The following is a 22,793-nucleotide window of genomic DNA, read 5'->3' on the forward strand; positions in this document are numbered from 1 at the left end:
TACCTATACGATTATGGAAGATTGTTCTGATAGGTATTTTCGCAAGAAAGCGTTTTCAGCCAGTGGCCTACACATTAAATAACCCTGCCCGGTAAAGCACCCTAATTCTTTTAAGGCAGTAAGGTGCTGCTCAGTTTCTATACCCTCTGCGACTAACGCTAAATTTAAACTTAATGCTAGGCGTACTATCGCATTAACAATATCAAATGCTTGGCTATCAGTATCCATGTCTTGTACAAAAGATTTGTCTATTTTAAGCACTTGCAACGGAAACCGGCGTAAATACGATAGGCTGGAGTAACCTGTACCAAAGTCATCTAGCGCTAACGATAGCCCCAAACGCTTTAGGGCGGTAAGCATGTCTTTAATTTCTTCAAAATCAGCCATTAACGCTGACTCTGTCACTTCTAATTCTAATAGCGACGGGTCTATTTCAGACGCGCGAATAATGTCTTCCACTTCGTCAGCGAAAGCTTGGTTGGCAATTTGTTGAGCGGAAACATTCACAGCGAGCTTTATCGGCCTACCTTCTCGTTCGCTCGAGCGAATAAAGTCGCACGCTTTTCGCATCACTTGCGCCCCTAATTCATGTATAAGGCCCGTTTCTTCGGCTAAGGGAATAAATTCGTCAGGGGGAATAACACTGCCATCAGCGTCTATTAGACGCACAAGACACTCAGCGCCAATAATCTGCATTGTATTTAAATCGTATTTAGGCTGATAAAACAAGGTGAGTGCGTTTTCCTTAATTGCCTTGCGTAGCTTGGCTTCCGTTTTTATTCGTGACTGCATGGCAAAGTGCAAATCTTTAGAAAAGAAACTGAATTTGTCTTTCCCCGTAGATTTTGAACTGTACATGGCCGAATCTGCATGACGCATCATTTCTTCTGCGCTACTTGCATCTTGAGGATACAAGCTGATACCGATACTCAGGGTAACCTGGTGTTGATGCCCTGCAACGTGAATAGGCTCCCTGACGTGTTGTAGGCAGGCCATCGCAGTGCTTTCAGCTGAAAAACTGCTGTCAATATCAACAAGCAAACAGGCAAATTCATCCCCGCCAACCCGCGCTAGTGTGATTGAGGTGCCACAAGCCTGCTGAAGTCTGCTTGCCACCGACGTAATAATAGCATCTCCAATTTCATGACCTAGCCCGTCATTCAGGTACTTAAAATTATCGATATCGATAAGCAGTAAAGCGACGCTCTTGTTTACCACACGACTTCGGTTAATCGATTGCACGAGACGGTCGTGCAGGAGCAACCGATTTGGCAGGCCGGTGAGTTGGTCATGATTGGTAAGGTGAGTCATTTGCACGGCCATTGCTACCGCTTCCGATACATCCTGAAAGACGATAACCGCCCCTTTCAGCTCACCGCCATCGTCATAAATAGGCGATGCGGTATCTTCTACCCGAAACTCTTTGCCATGTTGGCTTATTAATTTAGCGTTATAGGCCATGCCCACGGGGTGCTTTAACTTTAATGCGAACAAAGCGGGATTAGCGAGAGGCTCGCTGGTGGTGGCATCGGCTAATTGCATGACTTTATCAATATGAACACCAGTGGCTTCAGCCTCCGAGAAACCGGTTAAGCGCTGGGCTACCGGGTTAATATAGTTCACCTTACCTTTTACATCTATCGCCACTACCCCATCTGCAATAGATTTTAAGGTAATGTCTAGGCGCTCTTTTTCTTCTGAAACCTTTTTATTTACCCGGGCAACTTCACGCTTTTGTTTTTGAATAAGCAACTGGTTTTTAACCCGCGTTCTACATAGCTCTACATCAACGGGCTTGCTGATAAAGTCGATGGCACCTAACTGTAGCGCTTTTCGTTCATTTTCCGTGTCGTTGAAAGAGGTGATAAATATAACTGGAGTATCTTTTAGGGAAGGATCGGACTTTAAAATAGTACAAATATCAAACCCGGTCAGTTGAGGCATGTTGATATCGAGAAGAATCACATCGGGTCGATGTTGTTCTATAAGCTTTATTGCACGATGACTCTCTGATGTACTGATAACAGTACCCAGTGTTTCTACAGCGGTTTCAATGATTAAAACGTTCGCCGGTTCATCGTCTACAATAAAAACCTTTTGCTTAACGTCGTCCATAATACTTCTCATTTCCTTTTTTGACGCATTAAGTATCGGCTAATGAATCAGATCATCTATTGTACTTTAGTATAAGTTAACAAAGCTTTTAGTAAACAACAACTAACACCTAACCTAACGACTAACATCATAAACTTTTATTGACCTTATGCTATTTAACGTTTTGAATACGGGATAGAACAAAAAATGGAAAGAGCCATGCGTACAGAAAATGAATTTCGAAACCTGAGTAATCACCAGCCGATTTGGGACAAGCAAGAAGCATTGAGACGACTGGGTAATAACGCGTCGTTGTTACACACCATCGCTGGGATGTTTATTGCACAAATGGAAGACAAATTAGCCGAATTAAACTCAGCGCTAGAAAAAGGAGATCATGAGGCTACGCGTTTTGTGAGCCACTCTATAAAGGGAAATGCCGGTGATGTTGGCGCAGTAGCAGTACATAAAATGGCAGCTGAACTAGAGAAACTGGCAAAAGCACAAAACCTTGATGATATAAACGCGGTTATGCCCCTTTTTACTGCTACCGTATCCGCTACCCTGGCCGCCATGGGTGAAGAGTAAGAATAGACTAAGCCGCTACTCAGCGGCGGCGTGGATATAGGCTTCAAAAGCCTGATTTATTGCATTCAAATGCAGCTGTTTTTCTTCCTTCGATAAGAAGCTGGCTTTGAAGCTGTTTTCAGCCAATGCTTTAATTTGATGTTGAGTAATGGGTAACGCACGGGCCAACGCTTCAAAATTTTCATTCATAAAGCCACCAAAATACGTGGGGTCGTCTGAATTGACGGTAACCAACAACCCTTGCTCTAGCAATTCCAGAATATTATGGCCTTCCATATCGTCAATGACACAAAGCTTTAAATTGCTTAGCGGGCATACCGTCAGTGGAATTTGTTTCTCATTAAGATAACGCATTAAGGCATCATCTTCTTGGCAGCGCACCCCATGATCAATTCTGTCTACTTGAAGTAAGTTAATGGCTTCCCAAATATAGGATGCGGGCCCTTCTTCACCTGCGTGAGCAACAATTTTAAAACCTAATGCTCGCGCCCGCTCAAACACCCGCTGAAACTTAGACGGCGGATGGCCCAGTTCAGAGCTGTCTAACCCTACTGCAGTAATCTCACTATAATACGGCTCAGCTTGCTCGAGGGTGTCAAACGCCTCTTCTTCCGGCAAATGCCGTAAGAACGACATGATGAGATAGCAACTAATACCCAATTCGCTTTTCGCCTTTCTCATTGCACGTAAAAAGCCAGGCATAAAAACGTCGAAGCCTATGCCTCTTTGCGTGTGTGTTTGCGGGTCGAACATAACTTCGGTATGGGTAATATGCTCTTCTGCGCAACGAGAAAGGTACGCCCACATAAGCGCAAAAAAATCATCTTCATCAATGAGAACACCGGCGCCTGCATAATAAATATCTAAAAAGCTTTGCAGGTCTGAAAACTGATAAGCCGCAGCAATTTCCTCCACGCTTTTATAAGGCAGTGTGATATTATGCTTTTTTGCCAGGTGCCACATTAGCTCAGGCGTTAAACTGCCTTCTATATGAAGATGCAGTTCAGCTTTTGGGAGTTTTTGTATTAATGATGAAAACGACATGGCCCTCTCCGTACCGAGAATACATTGCACCATAAAAGAGCATGCAAAGCTCAAAATCGTGCAATCTCTTGATTGTTATTGTGGATTTTAGCGCAATATCACGCTCTATACATAAAGCTTGTAAAAGTACTTGCAAGGCTTATGCACTCTTTCGCTGGCGTCCTGCTAACGAAGCGTCATCTGGCTATGATTACCGTAGCACAAATCGCACCAATAAACTGACTAATTGGTCAAATTATTGCAACGCAAACAATATCAACAAGCGCTGCTGTTAACATTTGCAGCAAATACGCTCAAAATGGCACGGTAAAATAGACGCTTTGTACTATTTTTAGTGTCGCTATAATAAAAATCGATTCAACGTATAGAGAAAACTGCATGTCCAACAACGTATTTGAACGCCTTTTTAAGCTTCAGGAACATGGCACAACCATTAAAACAGAAATTATTGGCGGCTTAACAACCTTTGCTGCCATGTCATACATATTGGTGGTGAACCCAGGGATTTTGGGGTTAAGTGGCATGCCCGTAGAAGGTTTAATTACCGTCACAGCTTTGGCTGCCTGTATAGGTACATTACTGATGGCCGCTATGACAAACTACCCCATCGCGTTGGCGCCCGGCATGGGTTTAAACGCATTCTTCGCGTTCACGATTTGTATGTCGAGAGAAATCCCCTGGGAAGCGGCATTAGGCATAGTATTCTGGAATGGGATACTTTTTCTTCTGCTATCACTTACAGGGGTGAGAACGAAAGTGGCCGAAGCGATTCCTCCCACCCTTAAAATTGGGGTGCAATGCGGTATAGGCTTGTTCATTGCGTTTATTGGGTTGAAAAATGCGGGGCTAATCGTGGATAACCCTGCCACCTTCGTGCAGTTAGGTGACCTTTCTGACCCTGCGGTTATGTTAGCCTTGGTAGGTATTATCTTTACGGTGGTGATGATGGTTAAAAAGGTCACCGGAGGCATTTTACTTTCCATTATTCTACTTACCGTTATTGGTGCTTTCATCCCCACCGAGAATGGAACCTTAACCGCCACACCCGAAGCGATTATTGGGTGGCCTGAGCCAATCTCTGATACCTTTTTTGCGATGGACTTTTGGTACCCCATTGACCATATCGGTGAAACTTGGGATCTTATCTTTGCGCTAATGTTCGTTAATATGTTCGACACTATTGGCACCTTAATAGGCGTTTCCCGTCGCGCAAATTTGCTGACTAAATCGGGTAAGCTACCAAAAATTGGCCCTGCCATGACCGCAGATGCATCCGCCAGTGTGTTAGGTGCCATGGTGGGCACATCGCCGGTCACCAGTTATGTAGAATCTGCCACTGGGGTGTCAGCGGGCGGTCGAACTGGGCTTACCGCTGTGGTTGTTGCCATCTGTTTCTTATTGGCGCTCTTTTTAACACCATTGATGAAAGTGATTCCTTTAATGGCCACTACGCCTGCCCTGCTTATGGTAGGCATATTAATGATGGAATCTATTCGCCAATTAGACTTTGAAGATTTGGGTGCTCTGGCAACGGCAACGGTGGCCTTGTTAGCGATGCCACTAACGTTCAGCATCAGTGAAGGGATTGCGTTGGGCTTTATTACTTATGTGGGTGTGAAAGTCGGTACCGGTAAATTTAAAGAGGTCACGCCCCTTACCTATGCGCTCGCGATCATCTTTATATTGCGTTACCTGTTCGACCTAAAATAGGGTTGAATGAAACTAATTAAAAAAAACCGAAGCGGTTTGAAGTGCACTGTTTATACGTGCGCTTCAAGACACGGCTTCGGCTTTTTTGTCAATACGCTGATTTGCTAAAATGGGCGGCGCTAAGCAGCCTATTCCAGCCCTTCGTAATTAAAGGTAACGGCCTTATTTCCCATAAACACAATTTTCACATGTTTGGCTTCTTCATTGCCCCATGTGCAAGCCACTGTACCCAGTGTTTTGCCGCAGTTATCAGCACTGCCTAAAATCGCTTCTACTTCTTTTTGAGACATGCCCATTTCAAGCTTGTCGTAATTTTCTTTGTTTAACTTAGAGCATCCGCTTAACGCGAGTGCGCCACATAAGGCAATTAACAGTTTTACTTTCATTGTTATTCTCCTAGTTATTCTTCTAACCTTTCGCTTGCTTCAAACGGATGAGTCGCTAACCAGTGTTGGGCAATTTGTTCGCGGGTTGCTAACCACACTTTGTCATGAGACTTTACGTACTCAATAAACCGTTTCAACGCCGCCATGCGTGCTGGGCGGCCTATAATTCTACAGTGTAGACCAATGGACAACATTTTGGGGGCTTCATTCCCCTCTTCATAAAGAACATCGAAAGCGTCTTTGAGATACTGAAAAAACTGCTCTGCGCTGTTAAACCCTTGCGGTGTTGCAAATCGCATATCATTGGTATCTAGGGTATAAGGCACCATAAGCAAGGGCTTGCTGTAGTGACAATCGTAATACGGTAAATCGTCAGCGTATGAGTCGGCGCAGTACATAATGTCGTCACGCTCAGCGATTAACTTAAGCGTATTAGGGCTGGTACGCCCGGTATACCACCCTGCGGGCTTGCTACCGGTCAGTTGCTCGTGAAGTAAAATAGCGTCGTCAATTTGCTTTCGCTCTTCGGCTTCATCCATATCTTGGTAATGTACCCAACGCATGGCATGGCTAGCAATTTCCCACCCAGCATCAAGCATGGCTTGCACCGCTTCAGGGTGGCGCTGCATTGCCATGGTGACGCCAAACACAGTAACAGGAATATCATAATTGGTGAGTAATCGGTGCAAGCGCCAAAATCCAGCGCGGCTACCATATTCGTAGATTGACTCCATACTAAGATGGCGATCTTTATAGGCTTGCGCACCTATGATTTCAGACAAAAAGATTTCAGAGGTGTCGTCGCCGTGCAATACACAGTTTTCGCCGCCTTCTTCATAATTCAAAACAAAGTTAATCGCGACTTTTGCTTTGTTAGGCCATTGAGCTTGCGGTACGTTTTGCCCGTACCCGACAAGATCTCTTGGATAGTGTGATGAATGTGCCGTCATTTATTCCCCTCTATACTTCTCTGGAATTGGCAATTTACAGCCGCCTAAAATCAGTTTCACAAGTTGTGCTTTGGCGTCTTCAAAGTCTTTTTTCACCATTTTTTTGCCTCTAAGGCGAGTTATCTGAGCGGCAAAATCGGCATAGTGCTGTGTGCTCGCCCAAATGGTGTATAACAAATATTCGCCGTCTACTGGCGCGAGTTTACCTGCTGCAATCCAATTATTAATAAGCTTAAGCCTGCCTTTCATCCATTTGGCATGCTCTTCATCGAAGTAGCCCGTTAAATTCGGTGCACCGTTTATAATTTCCATGGCGAAGATTTTGGAGGATAGCGGGTGAGTGCGAGAGACTTCAATTTTCTCTGCGATGTAGTCAGCGAGTACGTCTGCAGGGTCGTCTTCTACCGTTGCCCTATCAAAACGAGAGTTCCATAGTAATAAGGTTTCTTCTAAAACCGCAACATACAGCTCTTGCTTAGATTTAAAGTAATAAAGCACATTGGTTTTAGGTAAACCGGCTTCATCTGCAATTTTCTGTACTGCTGTGCCTTTGAAACCAAACTGAGCAAAGCATTTCTCAGCGGCTTGTAGAATTTTTCGTCGATTCATTGCGCCAACGCCACCGTCGGCTCCGTTTGTTCTTGTCATTCCTATCTACTTTCCTTCCAAAACCATAAGTGGTTTGTACTTAACGTCAACACGTTAGCATGCTTTTGGTGCAAGCTTAAAAGACTAATTATGCAATCTCTTTTTAACGTTTTAACATCTTAATAGTAAAAAATTGATTTTACTTACTTTTCTATTACCGAATTAGATACGTTAATCCTTGCACGATTCTTGCCTAATTTAAAACATACCAGGCTAAAACACTGCACGATTTGCAGCCTCATTTATGGGCTACGTCAAGTGAGCCTTTTTTTATAAGCAATTATTTGACCATATGGTCTACTTTTATTTTAAAAATCCAGCTATATTAGTAGGTACAACAATGAACTCTAGTTTTAAGGTGCGGGTATGATTCGCTTTCTTATTAATAAGGACTTAATTGAGCTTGACGATGCCCGAGCCGATTTAACCTTACTTCAATTTTTACGAGAACATCGTAAGCTAACGGGCACAAAGGAAGGTTGTGCGGCCGGAGACTGCGGCGCATGTACCATTGTGCTTGGCGAAGTTAATAACGACGGTTCTGCTTTACACTATAGAACGGTAAATAGCTGTATTACTTTAATGTCAGCGGTGCATGGTAAACAGTTGATTACTGTTGAACATTTAGCTGATGAAGGCACGCTGCACCCCGTTCAACAAGCACTGCTAGATTACCATGGGTCGCAGTGCGGCTTCTGTACACCTGGCTTTGTTATGTCCATGTTTGCCCTTTATCATAACGCAACGGCCCCCACCCGCGACGATGTTTTACACGCCTTGTCAGGTAACTTATGTCGATGTACTGGCTACCGCCCCATTATTGAAGCGGCGCTAGCTTCATGTCAGGGTGAAGCCGCCGACCACTTTGCAAAGACGGCATCAAACACACTCGCTAAACTGAAAGACATTCAAGACAATGCAGGGACGGCTATAGGCTCATCTGGCGTTATTATGCCAACCAGCAGAGAAGAGCTGGCTAACGCGATACAAGGTTACCCCGCCGCCCCATTAGTGGCCGGTAGTACAGATTTTGGTTTGAGCATCACTCAGCAGCTAAAAAATGTTGAGAAGGTAATCAGCCTTTCAGCCATGGATAACTTGAAAAAATGCACCAAAACAGAGCAATCACTTATTATTGGTGCAGGTGCTCCCCTTAATGATATTGCGTCACCGCTACTTTCCGCTTTCCCGCAATTGGCAGAATTAATCACGCGCTTTGCTTCGCTGCCCATTAGAAACCAAGCAACCCTAGGGGGAAATATTGCCAATGCCTCCCCTATTGGCGATATGCCACCCGCGTTACTCGCTTTAGGAGCCTCATTGCATCTCGACAACGGACAACAGGTTCGCGTAATTCCTTTGAAAGGCTTTTTCATCGGCTACCGCCAAACTCAGTTGGAAAAAGGGGAATGGATAAGCGCCATTGAAATCCCGCTATTGTCCAAGGACAATAACGTTGCTGCGTACAAAATATCTAAGCGCATGGAAGATGACATTTCTGCCGTATGCGCCGTGTTCAACCTGACATTGGTAGATGGCGTGGTGACGTCTCTTCAAACGGGGTTTGGTGGCGTGGCAGCCACACCTGAAACGTGTCCGACACTTGAGCGGGCGCTAATAGGAAAGCAATGGCAAAGTGCCGACTGCTTGCACCTAGGTAAGCAAATGCTGAAAGACGCGTTTAACCCTATTGATGATGTACGTGCCAGTGCAGCCTATCGTAATCAAGTGTTAAGTAATTTGTGGCATCGATTCTGGCTTGAAAACCAAGCCCAAAACACCATTGAAACTCGGGTGGTTCAACATGCGTAAACTCATTGAAGCAGGCAATAGACAGCACCGCCAATCGGCAGTACATACCTCGGTTAAGCATGAAAGCGCGGCGCGACAAGTGCAAGGCGGTGCCAACTACATTGATGACATCGTTGAACCTCAGGGTACGCTTTATGCCGCGGTAGGTTTGAGCCAACAAGCCGCTGGCAATATCAAAGACATCGACTTAAGTGACGTTCGAGCCAGTGAAGGTGTGGTTGACGTCATCACCATAGACGACGTACCAGGCCACAAAGACATAGGCCCTGTGTTTGCGGGTGATCCGCTACTGGCTCATCATGAAATTAAGTTTTATGGCCAGCCCTATTTCGCTGTACTTGCCACATCGGTAAATCTCGCTAGACAAGCCGCATTAAAAGGTAAAATCACCGTAGAAGAGACCTCTCCAACCCTTACCGTAGATAGCGCATTAGCGAAACAGTCTTTTGTTCGCCCCACCCATGAATTTGGCCAAGGCAATGTTGAACAGCAAATGGCTGACGCTACGCATAAAGCGTCTGGAACTTTATCTATCGGTGGTCAAGAGCATATGTATTTGGAAGGGCAAGTTTCGCTTGCCATTCCTGATGAAGACGACCGCATGAAGATTTACACGTCAAGCCAGCACCCCAGTGAAGTTCAAAAACTCGTGGCTGAAGTATTAGATGTAAAGCTGCACCGGGTGATGGTTGACATGCGTCGTATGGGCGGTGGTTTTGGTGGTAAGGAAACGCAGGCAGCCCAGTGGGCATGTATTGCGGCCTTACTTGCCTCGCGTAATCACTGCGCGGTGAAATGTCGACTTCCTCGCCAAGTGGATATGCATGTCACGGGGAAACGCCATCCCTTTGAAAACCGTTTTGAGGTAGGGTTTGACGACACCGGCCGTATTCTGGCCACCCACATGGATATTAACGGTAACTGTGGTCATTCGCCTGACCTATCCGACGCCATTGTTGACCGCGCTATGTTCCATGCGGACAACGGCTACTATTTAGGGGCCAGCCACATTGTAGGTCACCGTTTGAAAACCAATATGGTGTCTCATACCGCCTATCGAGGCTTTGGTGGCCCACAGGGCATGATCATGGCCGAAGCGCTAATTGATAAAGTCGCCCGCCACCTAGAAGTAGACCCGCTCACCATTCGCAAGCGCAATCTTTACGGAGAAAGCACTGGCACAGTCACGCCATACGGCATGGAAGTAGAGCATAACCTGCTGCCTGAGATAATGACCAAGCTAGAAACTGATGGGCACTATTGGGCGCGCAGAAAAGCGATAACGGCGTTTAACCGTAATAGCCCGGTGATTAAAAAAGGCTTAGCGCTAACCCCCGTTAAATTTGGTATTTCGTTTACTGCCAAGCACCTTAACCAAGCCGGCGCTCTTGTTCACATTTACACCGACGGTAGCATTCAAGTGAATCACGGTGGTACGGAAATGGGACAAGGCTTACACACCAAAATTGGTCAAATTGCGGCTAACGAGTTTGGTTTATCTATAGATATGATTGAAGTTACCGCCACACGGACCGATAAGGTGCCAAATACCTCGCCAACGGCGGCATCAAGTGGGACCGATTTAAACGGTAAAGCGGTTCAAAATGCCTGTGTCACGCTAACCACCCGTTTGGCAGAATGCTTTGCTGCGTCTCTCGGCATGGCCGACCAAGCGAATATGGTTCGTTTTGAACATGGCAATGTCATTCTGGGCGAGCACAGCACACCGTTCGCCGAATTAGTTCAAGCCGCCTACTTTGAGCGTGTATCGCTTTCAGCCAGCGGCTTTTATAAAACCCCAAAACTGCACTATAACCGCGATACCGGTGAAGGCCGTCCGTTCTTTTACTTTGCCTACGGTGCATCGTTGTCAGAAGTATCAATAGATACACTCACCGGCGAATATACCGTTGACCGCGTTGATATTCTTCATGATGTGGGTGATAGCCTCAACCCGGCCATTGATAAAGGGCAGATTGAAGGGGCATTTATTCAGGGTATGGGTTGGTTGACCACGGAAGACTTGCGCTGGAATGAGGCAGGTAAACTTATTAGTGAAAACATGGCCACGTATAAAATTCCTGCAATTGGCGATACCCCCAAGCACTTTGACGTGCAGCTGTTCGGTCGTAAAAACGCCGAAGACAGTATTTATCACTCAAAGGCGGTGGGTGAGCCTCCGTTTATGCTGGCGATTTCAGTTTGGTGTGCGCTTAAAGATGCCATATCAAGTTTGTCGGGTTACAAACTAGCCCCCCAACTTGATACACCTGCGACGCCAGAGCGCGTGTTAAACGCCGTGCTTGCAGCGCAAGGGCAATAAGGAAGGCATGCCAATGATGAAACCATCCAGATGGTACGAGGGCGTTGCCCATTGTCAGCAAAACGGTATTGGCTATGTGTTAGTTACCGTGGTGAGCGTGGCAGGTTCAACGCCCCGTGAAGCTGGCAGTAAAATGGTGGTAACCGGTACAGAAAGCATTGATACCATTGGTGGTGGCCATCTAGAATTTGACGCGATTAAACGTGCCAGAGAAATGCTTGCGAACCAACACTGTGCAAGCAGACGCACGGGCAATGATGCTAATCAACCGTCTCGCACCTATACCCACTCTTACCCATTAAGCAGTGCGTTAGGGCAATGCTGTGGCGGCGCAGTAAAAGTGCTATTTGATGTGTGTAACTTAGACGCACAACATATTGCCATATTCGGGGCTGGACATGTGGCTAAAGCACTAGTGCCCATTTTAGCGCAACTGCCTGTGAGAATTAGCTGGATAGACAATAGAGCATCGTTGTTTCCTGAGCAGGTGAGTGACAATGTGACGGTTGTGGTTGAGGAGCAGCCCGAAACCGAGGTAAATCGCCTTGAAGACAACACATGGCTTGTGGTGCTTACTCACGACCATCAACTAGATTATCGTATTGTGGAGCGTGCGCTTAAGTACCCAGCATTGCCCTTTGTGGGCTTAATTGGCTCAGATACCAAAGCAAAACGCTTTACGACAAAGCTTTCTCACCGAGGCTTCGATGAGCAGGCGTTATCTCGTTTAGTCACGCCCATTGGTCATTTATCCATTCCAGGAAAACGGCCAATTGAAGTGGCGGTATCTATTTCCGCCCAGATCATTACCATGCTGAACAGCCCGCCAACGTCTGTAGCGCCTGGGGTAGAGAAGCAGGTTGATGCACTAACCCTACGTGATGAGAGATGCTCAACCTCGATAACATCAGAATGACGAATTCAGGACACTCCACCATGACATTAAACGAACTAAATGCGCTGACGCCCAGCCAGGCCTATCAGTACTTTGAACAGGCTTGCGCGGCAAAAAACTGGGTTTCTCAGATGGTAGAGGCTCGCCCCTACTACAGCCTTGCGCGTATTGAAACCCAAGCCAAGCTAGCTTGGAAAGCCTGCAATAACGACGATATTCTCGAAGCCTTTACGGCGCACCCTATGATTGGCGATGTAGACTCCCTACGTGCGAAGTTTGCGAACACAAAAGCCATTGCCTCAGGAGAGCAGTCAGGCACCGCGCAAGCGTCTGAAGAGACCCTGTTGGCACTGAAAAAAGCGAATGAAGATTACCTTAAAAAGCATGGCTTTATTTTTATCATTTGTGCCACGGGCCTGTCTGCTGACACCATGTTAAACGCGCTTTTAGCACGTTTACCCAATTCAACCGATGAAGAAATAACCATTGCTGCCGGCGAACAGTTAAAAATTACCTTGTTGAGGCTGAATAAAGCACTAACAGAAGAGGAAAAAAGTGAATGAACACACTCTCTAGCCACATATTAGACACCACTAGCGGCAAACCCGTTGAGGGGATCAAACTGACACTATCACGTCCAGACGGCAGTACCCTAACCGGCACTACAGACAGCGATGGCCGCTTTAAGGATTGGGGCACCCCATTTGAAGCAGGTATTTACACCTTGCGTTTTCATTGCCACAAATACCTTATTTCTACCCACGGCAAAAGCTTCTACCCTCATATTGATATTTGTTTCGAACTAGGCGATGAAGGCGGGCACTATCACGTGCCTTTACTTATTTCACCCTTCGGCTTTAGCAGTTACAGAGGCAGCTAAATAACATGCAGCTTATTCGTGCGAACATTGCGCACTTTCCCACAGCCACAAAACAACCCGAACAGGATATTAGCATTATTCTGGATGGCGGCCTTGTGATTGATAACGGCACCATTGTTGCCGTAGCCCCATTTAACGAGGTTAACGCTAGCTTTCCACAAGCAAGCATTGTGGATCATTCTGGCAAATGGCTAGTGCCCGGTTTTATCGATAGCCACCTGCACTACCCACAAACACAAAGCATCGCCAGTTATGGCGAACAATTACTAAGCTGGCTTGAAAACTACACGTTTCCTACAGAGCGATTATTTAGTGAAACGGCTCACGCCAGCGATATTGCCCAGGTGTTTTTACGTCAATTATTGAAAAACGGCACCACCACTGGGTTTGTTTTTTCATCGGTTCACAAAACCTGTTGTGATGCTTTATTTACTGCCGCCAACGAAATCAACATGGCCATTGTGGCGGGTAAAGTGTGCATGGATCGTAACTGCCCTGAAGATTTGCAAGATTGTGCTGACTCGGCGCAACGAGATTCCGCTGACCTGATTGAAAAGTGGCACAATAAGGGGCGAAATAGGTATGCCATTACACCGAGGTTTGCGCCCACCAGTACAGAAGCACAGATGGCCAGCTTAGGTGAGTTAGCCTGCCAGTACCCCGATGTATTTATTCAAACCCATTTGTCAGAAAACCTAGACGAAATCGCATGGGTAAAAAGTTTGTATCCTAATGCAAAGAGCTATTTGGATGTGTACGACACTTATAACATGGTGCGCCCCCGCGCTGTGTTTGGTCATGGCATCCATTTGCACGAAGAAGAATGGCAGCGTCTGCACGACACTGGCGCAACCCTTGCTTTTTGCCCTACGTCTAATTTGTTTTTGGGTAGTGGGTTGTTTGATAGGGAAATGGCTAAGCAACAGGATGTTCATGTTGCCCTTGCCACCGATGTGGGTGCAGGCACTAGTTTTAGTATGCTTAAAACCTATGGGGATGCATACAAAGTAAGTCAGTTGCGTCATGCCCCTATAAACCCGTACGACGGCTTCTATTTAATGACGCAAGGGGCTGCGGTAGCACATAAGTGGGAAAATGAAATTGGAAATTTAAACCCGCAAAGCGCAGCGGACTTTGTCATTTTAGACCCCCATTTTGACGAATTAACCTCGTTAAGAATAAAACCTGACGCCCCCTTCGATGACGTGTTTTTCGCACTTAGCATTTTAGGTGATGATCGCGCGCTAAGTGAAACATGGGTAAACGGGCGTTGTCGTTATAATAAAAAGGAGTTAACCCATGCCATGGTTTGATTGGTTTAGTTTATTTATTCGCTGGTTTCACGTTATTGCGGGCGTGGCATGGATTGGCGCGTCATTCTATTTCATTTGGCTAGATAACAATTTACGTACTCCGCCAAAATGGAAGCAAGACAAAGGCATAAAAGGTGATTTGTGGGCCATTCATGGCGGCGGTTTCTATGAGGTAGCAAAGTATGCCTATGGCCCAGAAAAAATGCCAGAAACACTTCACTGGTTTAAGTGGGAAGCCTACACCACTTGGCTGTCGGGTTTTGCACTTTTAGTCTTGGTGTATTACTTCGGTGCATCCGCCTACCTAATAGACCCTAGCGTAAACAACCTTAGCCCCACTGAAGCGATTAGTTTGGGCTTAGGATTAATATTTGGCGGCTTGTTTGTGTATGAAATGGCGTGCAGAAGCCCACTAGCAAAATACCCATTACTGTTTGGCTTATGCCTAGTCGCGCTGATATGTGCGGTGACGTTTCTGTCGACACAATGGTTTAGCGGCAGAGGTGCCTATATTCACGTAGGTGCGCTAATCGGGACCATTATGGCCGGCAATGTCTTTTTCAACATTATGCCCAACCAACGCAAGATGGTAGCAGCGGTGGCACAAAAAGGTGACATTGACCCACAATGGGGAGCAGGCGCTAAGTTACGTTCAGTACACAACAACTATTTCACCTTACCTTTGTTGTTCATCATGATTTCAAATCATTATCCGATGACTTACCAACACGAGTATAACTGGTTAGTGCTCATTGCAATCATGGCGAATGCGGCTTGGATTAGACACTTTTTCAATCTGCGTCATGTGGGTAAAACTAAACCTGCCATTTTGGTGTCAGGTGCTATTGGAATGCTGCTTATTGCACTGGCTGTCTCTTGGCCTTCAAGCCAAAGCGTCTCAGTAGAAAAGAGCGAACATGGCGACCAAGCCCTTGCTGTGGTTACCGACAGCCGAATTGAGGAGTTAGTCAACACACACTGTGTTAGCTGCCATGCGAGCACGCCTACCGACGACATTTTCAAAGTGGCGCCACTGGGGGTTGTATTCGACAACTGGCAAGATATTGAACGCCAGTCAGCCCAACTTGTTCGACGCACAACCGTCACTAGAGACATGCCGTTTTTGAATAAAACGCAAATGACCGAAGAAGAACGACAAGAGATTGCGACTTGGTTTGCTCAGCGGCAAGCGGCCCAGGATTAGCCTACCTCTTTATCCACGCCAGCATTCGAATGATGCTGGCGTTTTTGTTCGTACATTGACGCATCTGCCGCATCTATCCATTGTTGGGGGTCGTTAATATCGGGGGTCCACTCACTTATTCCCACGCTAAAAGAAAGCGGAATAGTATTGCCAACCTCGCATTCTACATTGATAGGTGCGGCCAATAAGCGGTTAAAAAACTGTGTCGTGTCATTCCCATTAGTACCGTACAAAAGCAAAACAAACTCATCACCGCCTAGGCGGGCTAATTTGTCGGTTTCCCGTAAGTGCCCCTGCATATATTGCGCGAATGAAGTCAATGCTAAGTCACCGGCTTTGTGCCCGTAGGTATCGTTTATGACTTTAAAGTTGTTTAAGTCGATGAACACCAAGGTAGACACAAGCTCACTGCGCTTCATTTGCACGATAGATTGATCAAGATGCTGAAACATCTCACGCCTATTGGCTAACCCCGTGAGTGAATCTGTTTTCGATAATGCTTCTAACTTTGCTACCGCGTCCACTAAGGCTGCTTCTTGCTCTTTTTGCTGGGTTATATCATCAGCTGTGCCGGCAATCATAGAAAGCTTATCTTCTTCATCATAAAGCGGGATCCCCCTATCATGAATGTACTTAACCTTACCGTCAGGATCGTAAATACGGTACTGTACATCCCAAGGTGCTAGGGGCTTATTTGCAAAAACCTGCGCCACCCGCGTTCTATCCTCTGGGTGCACATAGCTTAAGAACTTTAAGGGGTCGTTCGCTACCACGGATACATCCCGGCCAAATATATTTTGAAAACCCTCATTGGCATAGTGCAGTTTAGCTAAATCTGCCGATGCAACCCATATATAAGTACGTGAAGAAAATGCCGATACAATTTCACTGAACAGTGCTTCTGCCTGAAACAGCTCCGACTCTACCTTTTTCATGTTGTCGATATCTTCAACAACGGAAATAAAATAATCTGGCTTGCCCTGTTTATCTCTCACTAACGAGACCGTGAGCTTCCCCCACACCTCGTGCCCCTCTTTATGCAGGTATTTTTTTTCTAGGCTGTAGGTATCAATTTCACCACAAAGGGTTTTGTTTAGCAGGTTTAAATCTGTTGCAAGGTGAGAAGGCGCAGTGATTTCTTGAATAGACAGGGTTGAAAAAGCCTCAATGTCATAGCCGAGAAAATCGCTCAGCGTTTTATTTACCCGTATGAATTCCCCAGAAGGACTTACATGAGCCAAACCCACCGCACAATGGTGAAAAGTTGTTTCAAACATTCCCTAATACTCCGTCACCATGGCATTCCATTACGCTGGTGTGCAATTGCTTAACTTAAATTGTTGCTATGCTGCTTCGTTGAAGTGTAGCTTAAAAAAATAAAAACACCTTTATTTTTTACTACTTTTGTCTAATAAAAATTAAAGAACAAAATAGACGTGTAGGAGAAGATAATTAACGGCTGAAGCGGCCCCCCGTATGGCTAGAGCTGCAGAAGCCAATAACCCTAAACAATGCAAATTTAGATGAAGTTCACCGCAATGCGCCACGTTTATTTGAAATGAACTAAAACGCGCATCAAGTGTGCGACACTTTTTGTCGCACCCTATCTCTATGATATCGTGAAGTTACTCACGTAAAAGTCAGTTCACCACAATGAGTGCATTTCAACGCAAGTTAGACATTCTCCAATTCGTGCCGTTTGCGCCTAGAAAGGTATCAAGTCGGCAAATATTCGAGAACCTTCAAAACTGTGGGCATCATAATATCGACATGCGCACGGTTCAACGAGACCTAGTGAGCTTAGAAAACATTGGGCTTTTTGGTCTAGACGTTGATAAACGCTCCAAACCTTACGGCTGGTTTATCAACGCTAATTTTAAAAAGCTCAATGTAAGCTTAATGGATGGCAATACCGCGTTAGCCTTTAAAGTGCTAGAGCAGTCAGGCGCAACGCTTCCTAATTCTACGTTAAAAGAAATGCAGCCCTATTTTGCAAAAGCGTCTCAGGTACTTGAGCAAGACAGCGAATCTTTGCTAACGCATTGGTTAAGATCGGTGGCCGACTCCCAAATTTCTCAACCACTTATACCGCCAGAAATAGATGCCACTTCCTTTGAACGGTTGAAAAGCGCCATCTTCTTTAAGAAGCAAATTTCTGCTGATATTAAACGTATATTTAGCGGTAGCACTGACATGGTTTGGAAGCACTACGACAGGGTTAACCCCATGGGGTTGGTTAAGCAAGATGGCCGACAACTATTTGTATGCACCTTCGGCGCGCTGCACAAAAGGCGCTACGCTTTACCGCTACAATTCATTAGAAACGTTACCGTAACTGATGAAGACTGCCAACAAGCCTTTGGCGAGTTGGAAAATATTCAGACATTAACAGCCAAAAATAAAGAAAACATACAGCTAGAGCTACGCGTGAATAACAACGCCCTATTTTTACTTCACGGCTATAGGCTAAGCGATGATCAGGTTATTACTCCGTCAAACCAGGCTGATAAATCGCGGTTAACCGCTACAGTTGAAGATACCAATAAACTGCGCGCATTTTTAAGAGGCTTAGGTGACAACATTGAAGTTATTGCGCCGCAAAAGTTACGGCAATACTTCAAAGCGCTGTCGAGCACACTGCATATGACTTATTTGGGAGACGTTGATAGCAGTAGTTAAACGGCTATCAACGATAAAGCGGCCTAATGCTCGGGCGCAATCAGCGTCATAGCAGCTCTTTTCCTCGAAGCCTTAAGTACGTTGGAATTTCAAGGTAGCCAGATGCGTGCTTCATCGGTATCACATTTTTCTCTTGGTCAAATTGCTGTTTCTCCACAGGCACCCCTGTTGCGATAATTAACACTTCACCAAAATGTGGTAGCTCGGGGGATAAAGTCACGCCAGTAATAATGAGAGTTTGGGGCCCATCTACGAGTAATTGAAGCGTGGCTAGCATTTCTTCATACATAGCCAAACTCGGCTCTTCTCTGCAGGTTAGCTGTGCGATAACCCCCTGCGCCCCCATTATGTTTTGCTTATCAACCAGCGGGTTTTCTAACGCATGCTTAAGTGCACTGCTCAATGAACTGTCGTCCTCTGCTATGCCAACACCTAAGGCGGTGTCACCCTCTAAGGAGAGAATGTGACTGAAGTCATTGATATCGACGTTGATGTACCCAGTGTTTGTTAACATCACGATGATGGCTTCCACTATGCTATGCATTTGGGCATCGCAATGGCGAAAAGCAGAAAGCAAGCCTACAGTTTCATCCAAGGCCGATATCAATGAATCGTTAGACATCACAAGCGTTGCGTTTGCTTTGCTACGTATTTCCGCTAGCGCGTGCTCAGCAATATCCACTCTCAGCCCTCCTTCAGTTTTAAAGGGGAGAGTGACAAAACACATGACATCAATTTCATTCTCTTTGGCTAAGTCAATAAGAACTGGAGAAGCACCACTTCCCGTTCCTCCACCTAACCCTGCAACAATGATAATAAGGTCAGCTCCCTCAATAAGCACTTGTAGCGCGGCCTCACTTTGACTCGCAGCGCGCCTTGCCACCTCAGGATCAGCGCCCGCGCCAAACCCCTTAGTGGTGCCCTCACCAATTAACACCACTTCATGGTTATGACATCGATGTAAAGCGGCGATATCTGTATTAATTGAACTGAATCTGATACGTTCGTGAGAGCACAGACTGGCCATATTTGTTACCGCGTTGCCACCGCAGCCACCTACACCGATGACGTGAATATTGATTTGACTGGTTTGAACGTTTTCCATGCTTTTACTCGTAATGGCTCACCTTTAATAAGCATGAAGCATGGATACGACAAAATGTGACGCACTCGGTGTATTAGAAGAAAATTAACGACGCTAACTGAACAAACGCAATAAAGCTCGCCACGAACAATAGGTAATTGCGCCGCCGAGATATGATGAAAACTGAGTATAGAAGAAGTGGTGCGTCTACCCTGATTCGAACAGGGGACCTCTACCATGTCAAGGTAGCGCTCTAACCAACTGAGCTATAGACGCAAATTGAAATGCTAACAACCATGAGGGTGTCGAGTTGTAGCAACGGCGCGTATAATACTGATGCAGCGCGCTGGCTGCAAGAAAAAATTCACGCCGTGGCATTCAAGTGCCTAATAAGCAACCAAATAGACGAATTAGCCCCCACGCTGGGCAAACGTGAATGGCTGTATTTTATCCACAATACTGCCATCTCCCGCTATTTTCATAAAGTACTCGCCTAATCTGTCTGTTTCACTCAGCACGGTTTGCCAATATGCGATTCGGGCTGGGGCGTCTAGTACTTCAAAATCTTTTCTATCGGGAATTTTGCCAAAAGGTAGGCTGGCGATAAATGCTTGTGAGGGCACCATCATTACTACGTTGTCGTAACTGCTCTTATGAGGAACGCGACGTTTTAAGCCCTTATCGAACCATCCCGGTATTGGCTTGTTGTAAAAATGGGGATACAGCACTAATCCATCTTCAGGGCCAAGGGATATATCGAAATGGTAGTCGATAATGCCCCCGTCTCTATACATGCCAGGGGGGGCGCCTTCTATGTCTGTCACACCTTCAATGACCACTGGTATTGAACCTGAGGCCAATAAAGCCGCATGTATATTACCCTCGGTTAACAGATGATACTGCGTGGGTAGATGATAGGGATCGCTTATGCTTAGGTTACTACCTGGCGATGAAAATACATAGCGGGTATACAACTTTGCCAAATGCTTACGGCCTATGGTGTTTGTTGCCGCGCTCATAGCAAGGCCGCGTAATTGTTGAAATTTACCTTCAAAGCGAGTGGCACCTAGGCATTTTGCTACAATTAAATGCGCTTTGAATCTGTCATTTTCCAGCGCACTTTTCTTGCCTTCATCGTCAATCATATAAGTGAGAAGATCTAAGGCTTTGGCGGTGATTTCTCGTGGAGTAGGCTTGTTGCTTGAGTAGGTGGTGGTGGAATAGGCACTGGCTAAGCGATTAATAGCCACAAGGGGATCTTGCTGTACGGCACACATGGCTCTAAATGCGCCAGCAGAAGAGCCTATGACTTGTACTTGGTGGTGAATGCCAGCAAACCATTCTGGAAATAGTACCCGGTCTAACCCCGCCAATGAAAACCATTTTGGCCCACCAGAGGCACCAAGAAAATACTGAAACAGTTGTGGCGAAAACCCCTCTTTTTGGATTCTAGCGCGCGCCGCTTCACCTGCGTAAATATCTAAAGGAACCAACGAATTACCCTAATTTGTTCACCGTGGTGCACAATTTACCAGTAATTTATAGAAAAGTAATAACTTCACACCAATTTAACAGAAATCATCGTGCTTATGGTTTAACCAAGCCATTTCTTTCTATGCTTTCTGCTGCGCTTATTCCGCCGGCTTGATACAACATAGCTCAACACGGTGTTAACCCTGCCCAACTGCAACGTAAAGTTTCTAGAACACCGTAATCTAAAGCAATACCTATCATATGCACGTTAACAATTGATTTACCTTTTCACCTTCTCTACTCTTTTGCCTATTAACCACATCATAACCAGACTTACCGCCTCCCTTCTTTACATCAAGCTACGTTCGAACAAACCATGAAGGCGGTAAAGGTGTTTAAGGAGCCGTCTGTGGCAAAACTGCAATACCTAACAGGTTTTAATAATGAACATGAAACAGAGGCCTTAGCAGGTGCGTTACCTATGGGGCAGTTTAGCCCGCAAAAGGTGGAGTATAACTTGTATGCGGAACAACTCAGTACTACAGCTTTTACGGCTTCAAGGGCAAGCAATAGGCGTAGTTGGACATACAGACTGCACCCTTCTGTTGCCATGTCAGACTTTGAGCCTATGGCTTTAGGTAACATCGTCACAGCCCCTCATACAACACCTTGCCCACCCAATGCAATGCGCTGGAGCCCCTTCCCTTTTACAGATGAACCCACTGATTTTGTAAACGGGTTAACTACCCTGGCGGCGAATGGCAGTGCGCATACTCACATCGGCATGGCGATACACCTCTACAGTGCAAATGCCAATATGGAGAAGAAAGCCTTTTATAATGCTGATGGGGAGTTATTAATTATCCCTCAACACGGGGAAATGTTGATTAAAACGGAGTTCGGCAGGCTTAGCCTTGAGCCGGAGGAAATTGCCGTTATTCCACGAGGCGTAAAATTCTCAATAGACGTTAGCTCTGAACATTGCCGCGGCTATGTGTGTGAAAACTACGGGCAACCTTTCACGCTGCCAGAACGCGGGCCTGTGGGGGCAAATGGCTACGCTAATCAGCGTGATTTTCACTATCCTGTGGCCTGGTTTGAAGATAACGACAGTCCACATACGTTAGTCACTAAATTTGACGGTCAGCTGTATCAAGCCACTTTGCTTCATTCTCCTTTTGATGTGGTGGCTTGGGTGGGTAATTCTGCGCCTTACAAGTACAACCTGAACGCGTTTAACGTGATTAATTCAGTGAGTTTTGATCATCCCGACCCCTCTATTTTTACCGTATTAACCTCGCCGTCTGCCCATGAGGGCACAGCAAACGTGGATTTTGTTATTTTTCCTGAAAGGTGGATGGTTGCAGAGCACACCTTTCGGCCACCGTATTATCACAGAAATATCATGAGTGAGTTTATGGGCTTAATTAAAGGCGCCTATGATGCGAAAGAAAAAGGGTTTGAACCTGGAGGCGCTAGCCTTCACAACTGTATGACGCCCCATGGCCCTGAGGCCGCCGTGTTTAATAAAGCAACCCAAGATACGCTGACCCCTCAAAGATACAAAGATACCCTGGCGTTTATGTTGGAATCGAGTTTAGTGATTAAGCCCACGCCTTTTGCATTGAACACCCCCTGCCGACAAACCGACTACATAAACTGTTGGAAGGGATTGAAAAAGCAATTTACCGGGCAACCTGAGTAGCGCGT

Annotated in this window: 19 protein-coding genes and 1 tRNA gene; 11 read left to right on the forward strand and 9 right to left on the reverse strand. The window is 45.8% G+C overall.

Annotated features, from left to right (window positions below; all coding sequences use genetic code 11):
• Nucleotides 1-3: 3 nt before the first annotated feature.
• Entirely contained in the window at nt 4-2,115 is a 2,112-nt protein-coding gene (locus tag IUA53_RS11580) for an EAL domain-containing protein (protein ID WP_196897142.1), read from the reverse strand.
• A 198-nt stretch (nt 2,116-2,313) separates the two neighbouring features.
• Between IUA53_RS11580 and IUA53_RS11585 the strand changes: the two genes are divergently transcribed.
• A complete protein-coding gene (locus IUA53_RS11585; protein WP_044449416.1) occupies nt 2,314-2,682 on the forward strand; it encodes an Hpt domain-containing protein in 369 nt (122 codons plus the stop codon).
• A 15-nt stretch (nt 2,683-2,697) separates the two neighbouring features.
• On the opposite strand, the gene IUA53_RS11590 is transcribed toward IUA53_RS11585, so the two are convergent.
• On the reverse strand, nt 2,698-3,726 hold the full coding sequence (locus IUA53_RS11590) for an adenosine deaminase (protein WP_196897143.1): 1,029 nt from the start codon (nt 3,724-3,726) through the stop codon (nt 2,698-2,700).
• A 378-nt stretch (nt 3,727-4,104) separates the two neighbouring features.
• On the opposite strand from IUA53_RS11590, the gene IUA53_RS11595 reads away from it, so the two are divergent.
• Nucleotides 4,105-5,436: an NCS2 family permease gene (locus tag IUA53_RS11595; RefSeq protein WP_044056789.1), complete on the forward strand. Its 1,332-nt coding sequence runs from the start codon at nt 4,105-4,107 to the stop codon at nt 5,434-5,436.
• Between the two features lie 128 nt (nt 5,437-5,564).
• On the opposite strand, the gene IUA53_RS11600 is transcribed toward IUA53_RS11595, so the two are convergent.
• Genes IUA53_RS11600 through IUA53_RS11610 form a run of 3 tightly spaced genes read right to left on the reverse strand, consistent with a single transcriptional unit; the run spans nt 5,565 to nt 7,420 of the window.
• Nucleotides 5,565-5,822 carry a lipoprotein gene (locus tag IUA53_RS11600; protein ID WP_044056788.1) on the reverse strand — a complete coding sequence of 86 codons (258 nt, stop codon included), beginning with the start codon at nt 5,820-5,822 and terminating at the stop codon, nt 5,565-5,567.
• Nucleotides 5,823-5,836: 14 nt separating this feature from the next.
• Complete coding sequence (puuE, locus tag IUA53_RS11605) at nt 5,837-6,772, reverse strand: allantoinase PuuE (RefSeq protein ID WP_196897144.1); 936 nt, start codon at nt 6,770-6,772, stop codon at nt 5,837-5,839.
• The gene (locus tag IUA53_RS11610) at nt 6,773-7,420 is read right to left on the reverse strand and encodes a TetR family transcriptional regulator C-terminal domain-containing protein (RefSeq protein WP_044056786.1); all 648 of its coding nucleotides are present in this window, start codon (nt 7,418-7,420) and stop codon (nt 6,773-6,775) included.
• Between the two features lie 366 nt (nt 7,421-7,786).
• Between IUA53_RS11610 and xdhA the strand changes: the two genes are divergently transcribed.
• Genes xdhA through IUA53_RS11645 form a run of 7 tightly spaced genes read left to right on the forward strand, consistent with a single transcriptional unit; the run spans nt 7,787 to nt 15,847 of the window.
• Entirely contained in the window at nt 7,787-9,232 is a 1,446-nt protein-coding gene (gene xdhA, locus IUA53_RS11615; RefSeq protein WP_196897145.1) for a xanthine dehydrogenase small subunit, read from the forward strand.
• Nucleotides 9,225-11,555, forward strand: a complete 2,331-nt coding sequence (gene xdhB, locus IUA53_RS11620) for a xanthine dehydrogenase molybdopterin binding subunit (protein WP_196897146.1) — start codon at nt 9,225-9,227, stop codon at nt 11,553-11,555. The genes xdhA and xdhB overlap by 8 nt, the downstream gene beginning before the upstream one ends.
• Nucleotides 11,556-11,571: 16 nt before the next feature.
• Nucleotides 11,572-12,471: a xanthine dehydrogenase accessory protein XdhC gene (xdhC, locus tag IUA53_RS11625; protein WP_196899517.1), complete on the forward strand. Its 900-nt coding sequence runs from the start codon at nt 11,572-11,574 to the stop codon at nt 12,469-12,471.
• Between the two features lie 20 nt (nt 12,472-12,491).
• Nucleotides 12,492-13,013, forward strand: a complete 522-nt coding sequence (gene uraD / locus IUA53_RS11630) for a 2-oxo-4-hydroxy-4-carboxy-5-ureidoimidazoline decarboxylase (protein ID WP_044056783.1) — start codon at nt 12,492-12,494, stop codon at nt 13,011-13,013.
• Entirely contained in the window at nt 13,010-13,330 is a 321-nt protein-coding gene (gene uraH / locus IUA53_RS11635) for a hydroxyisourate hydrolase (protein ID WP_196897147.1), read from the forward strand. Before uraD ends, uraH begins: the two co-directional genes overlap by 4 nt.
• 5 nt (nt 13,331-13,335) lie before the next feature.
• Nucleotides 13,336-14,643, forward strand: a complete 1,308-nt coding sequence (gene guaD, locus IUA53_RS11640; RefSeq protein WP_196897148.1) for a guanine deaminase — start codon at nt 13,336-13,338, stop codon at nt 14,641-14,643.
• Nucleotides 14,630-15,847: a urate hydroxylase PuuD gene (locus tag IUA53_RS11645; protein WP_044446999.1), complete on the forward strand. Its 1,218-nt coding sequence runs from the start codon at nt 14,630-14,632 to the stop codon at nt 15,845-15,847. Before guaD ends, IUA53_RS11645 begins: the two co-directional genes overlap by 14 nt.
• On the opposite strand, the gene IUA53_RS11650 is transcribed toward IUA53_RS11645, so the two are convergent.
• On the reverse strand, nt 15,844-17,124 hold the full coding sequence (locus tag IUA53_RS11650; protein WP_196897149.1) for a diguanylate cyclase: 1,281 nt from the start codon (nt 17,122-17,124) through the stop codon (nt 15,844-15,846). The genes IUA53_RS11645 and IUA53_RS11650 overlap by 4 nt on opposite strands.
• A 376-nt stretch (nt 17,125-17,500) precedes the next feature.
• On the opposite strand from IUA53_RS11650, the gene IUA53_RS11655 reads away from it, so the two are divergent.
• Nucleotides 17,501-18,526 (forward strand): helix-turn-helix transcriptional regulator, encoded by a 1,026-nt coding sequence (locus tag IUA53_RS11655; RefSeq protein WP_196897150.1) that lies wholly within the window; start codon nt 17,501-17,503, stop codon nt 18,524-18,526.
• A gap of 46 nt (nt 18,527-18,572) precedes the next feature.
• Here IUA53_RS11655 and IUA53_RS11660 read toward each other — a convergent pair whose 3' ends face one another.
• The 3 genes from IUA53_RS11660 to IUA53_RS11670 form a co-directional block, all read right to left on the reverse strand.
• Nucleotides 18,573-19,631, reverse strand: a complete 1,059-nt coding sequence (locus IUA53_RS11660) for a cell division protein FtsZ (RefSeq protein ID WP_196897151.1) — start codon at nt 19,629-19,631, stop codon at nt 18,573-18,575.
• A 178-nt stretch (nt 19,632-19,809) separates the two neighbouring features.
• Nucleotides 19,810-19,886, reverse strand: a tRNA-Val gene (locus IUA53_RS11665).
• Nucleotides 19,887-20,020: 134 nt separating this feature from the next.
• The gene (locus tag IUA53_RS11670; RefSeq protein ID WP_044446968.1) at nt 20,021-21,103 is read right to left on the reverse strand and encodes a hypothetical protein; all 1,083 of its coding nucleotides are present in this window, start codon (nt 21,101-21,103) and stop codon (nt 20,021-20,023) included.
• 389 nt (nt 21,104-21,492) lie between these two features.
• Here IUA53_RS11670 and hmgA point away from each other — a divergent pair, with 389 nt between their 5' ends.
• On the forward strand, nt 21,493-22,788 hold the full coding sequence (gene hmgA, locus IUA53_RS11675) for a homogentisate 1,2-dioxygenase (protein WP_231401141.1): 1,296 nt from the start codon (nt 21,493-21,495) through the stop codon (nt 22,786-22,788).
• The last annotated feature ends 5 nt before the right edge of the window (nt 22,789-22,793 follow it).

Origin of the sequence: Alteromonas sp. B31-7 (assembly GCF_015767655.1) — a bacterium.
Lineage (GTDB): Bacteria > Pseudomonadota > Gammaproteobacteria > Enterobacterales > Alteromonadaceae > Alteromonas > Alteromonas australica.

Coding starts and splice junctions, on each gene's coding strand:
- IUA53_RS11580 (WP_196897142.1), bottom strand. CDS start 2,115: ATGGACGACGTTAAGCAAAAGGTTTTTATTGTAGACGATGAACCGGCG.
- IUA53_RS11585 (WP_044449416.1), top strand. CDS start 2,314: ATGCGTACAGAAAATGAATTTCGAAACCTGAGTAATCACCAGCCGATT.
- IUA53_RS11590 (WP_196897143.1), bottom strand. CDS start 3,726: ATGTCGTTTTCATCATTAATACAAAAACTCCCAAAAGCTGAACTGCAT.
- IUA53_RS11595 (WP_044056789.1), top strand. CDS start 4,105: ATGTCCAACAACGTATTTGAACGCCTTTTTAAGCTTCAGGAACATGGC.
- IUA53_RS11600 (WP_044056788.1), bottom strand. CDS start 5,822: ATGAAAGTAAAACTGTTAATTGCCTTATGTGGCGCACTCGCGTTAAGC.
- puuE (WP_196897144.1), bottom strand. CDS start 6,772: ATGACGGCACATTCATCACACTATCCAAGAGATCTTGTCGGGTACGGG.
- IUA53_RS11610 (WP_044056786.1), bottom strand. CDS start 7,420: ATGACAAGAACAAACGGAGCCGACGGTGGCGTTGGCGCAATGAATCGA.
- xdhA (WP_196897145.1), top strand. CDS start 7,787: ATGATTCGCTTTCTTATTAATAAGGACTTAATTGAGCTTGACGATGCC.
- xdhB (WP_196897146.1), top strand. CDS start 9,225: ATGCGTAAACTCATTGAAGCAGGCAATAGACAGCACCGCCAATCGGCA.
- xdhC (WP_196899517.1), top strand. CDS start 11,572: ATGAAACCATCCAGATGGTACGAGGGCGTTGCCCATTGTCAGCAAAAC.
- uraD (WP_044056783.1), top strand. CDS start 12,492: ATGACATTAAACGAACTAAATGCGCTGACGCCCAGCCAGGCCTATCAG.
- uraH (WP_196897147.1), top strand. CDS start 13,010: ATGAACACACTCTCTAGCCACATATTAGACACCACTAGCGGCAAACCC.
- guaD (WP_196897148.1), top strand. CDS start 13,336: ATGCAGCTTATTCGTGCGAACATTGCGCACTTTCCCACAGCCACAAAA.
- IUA53_RS11645 (WP_044446999.1), top strand. CDS start 14,630: ATGCCATGGTTTGATTGGTTTAGTTTATTTATTCGCTGGTTTCACGTT.
- IUA53_RS11650 (WP_196897149.1), bottom strand. CDS start 17,124: ATGTTTGAAACAACTTTTCACCATTGTGCGGTGGGTTTGGCTCATGTA.
- IUA53_RS11655 (WP_196897150.1), top strand. CDS start 17,501: ATGAGTGCATTTCAACGCAAGTTAGACATTCTCCAATTCGTGCCGTTT.
- IUA53_RS11660 (WP_196897151.1), bottom strand. CDS start 19,631: ATGGAAAACGTTCAAACCAGTCAAATCAATATTCACGTCATCGGTGTA.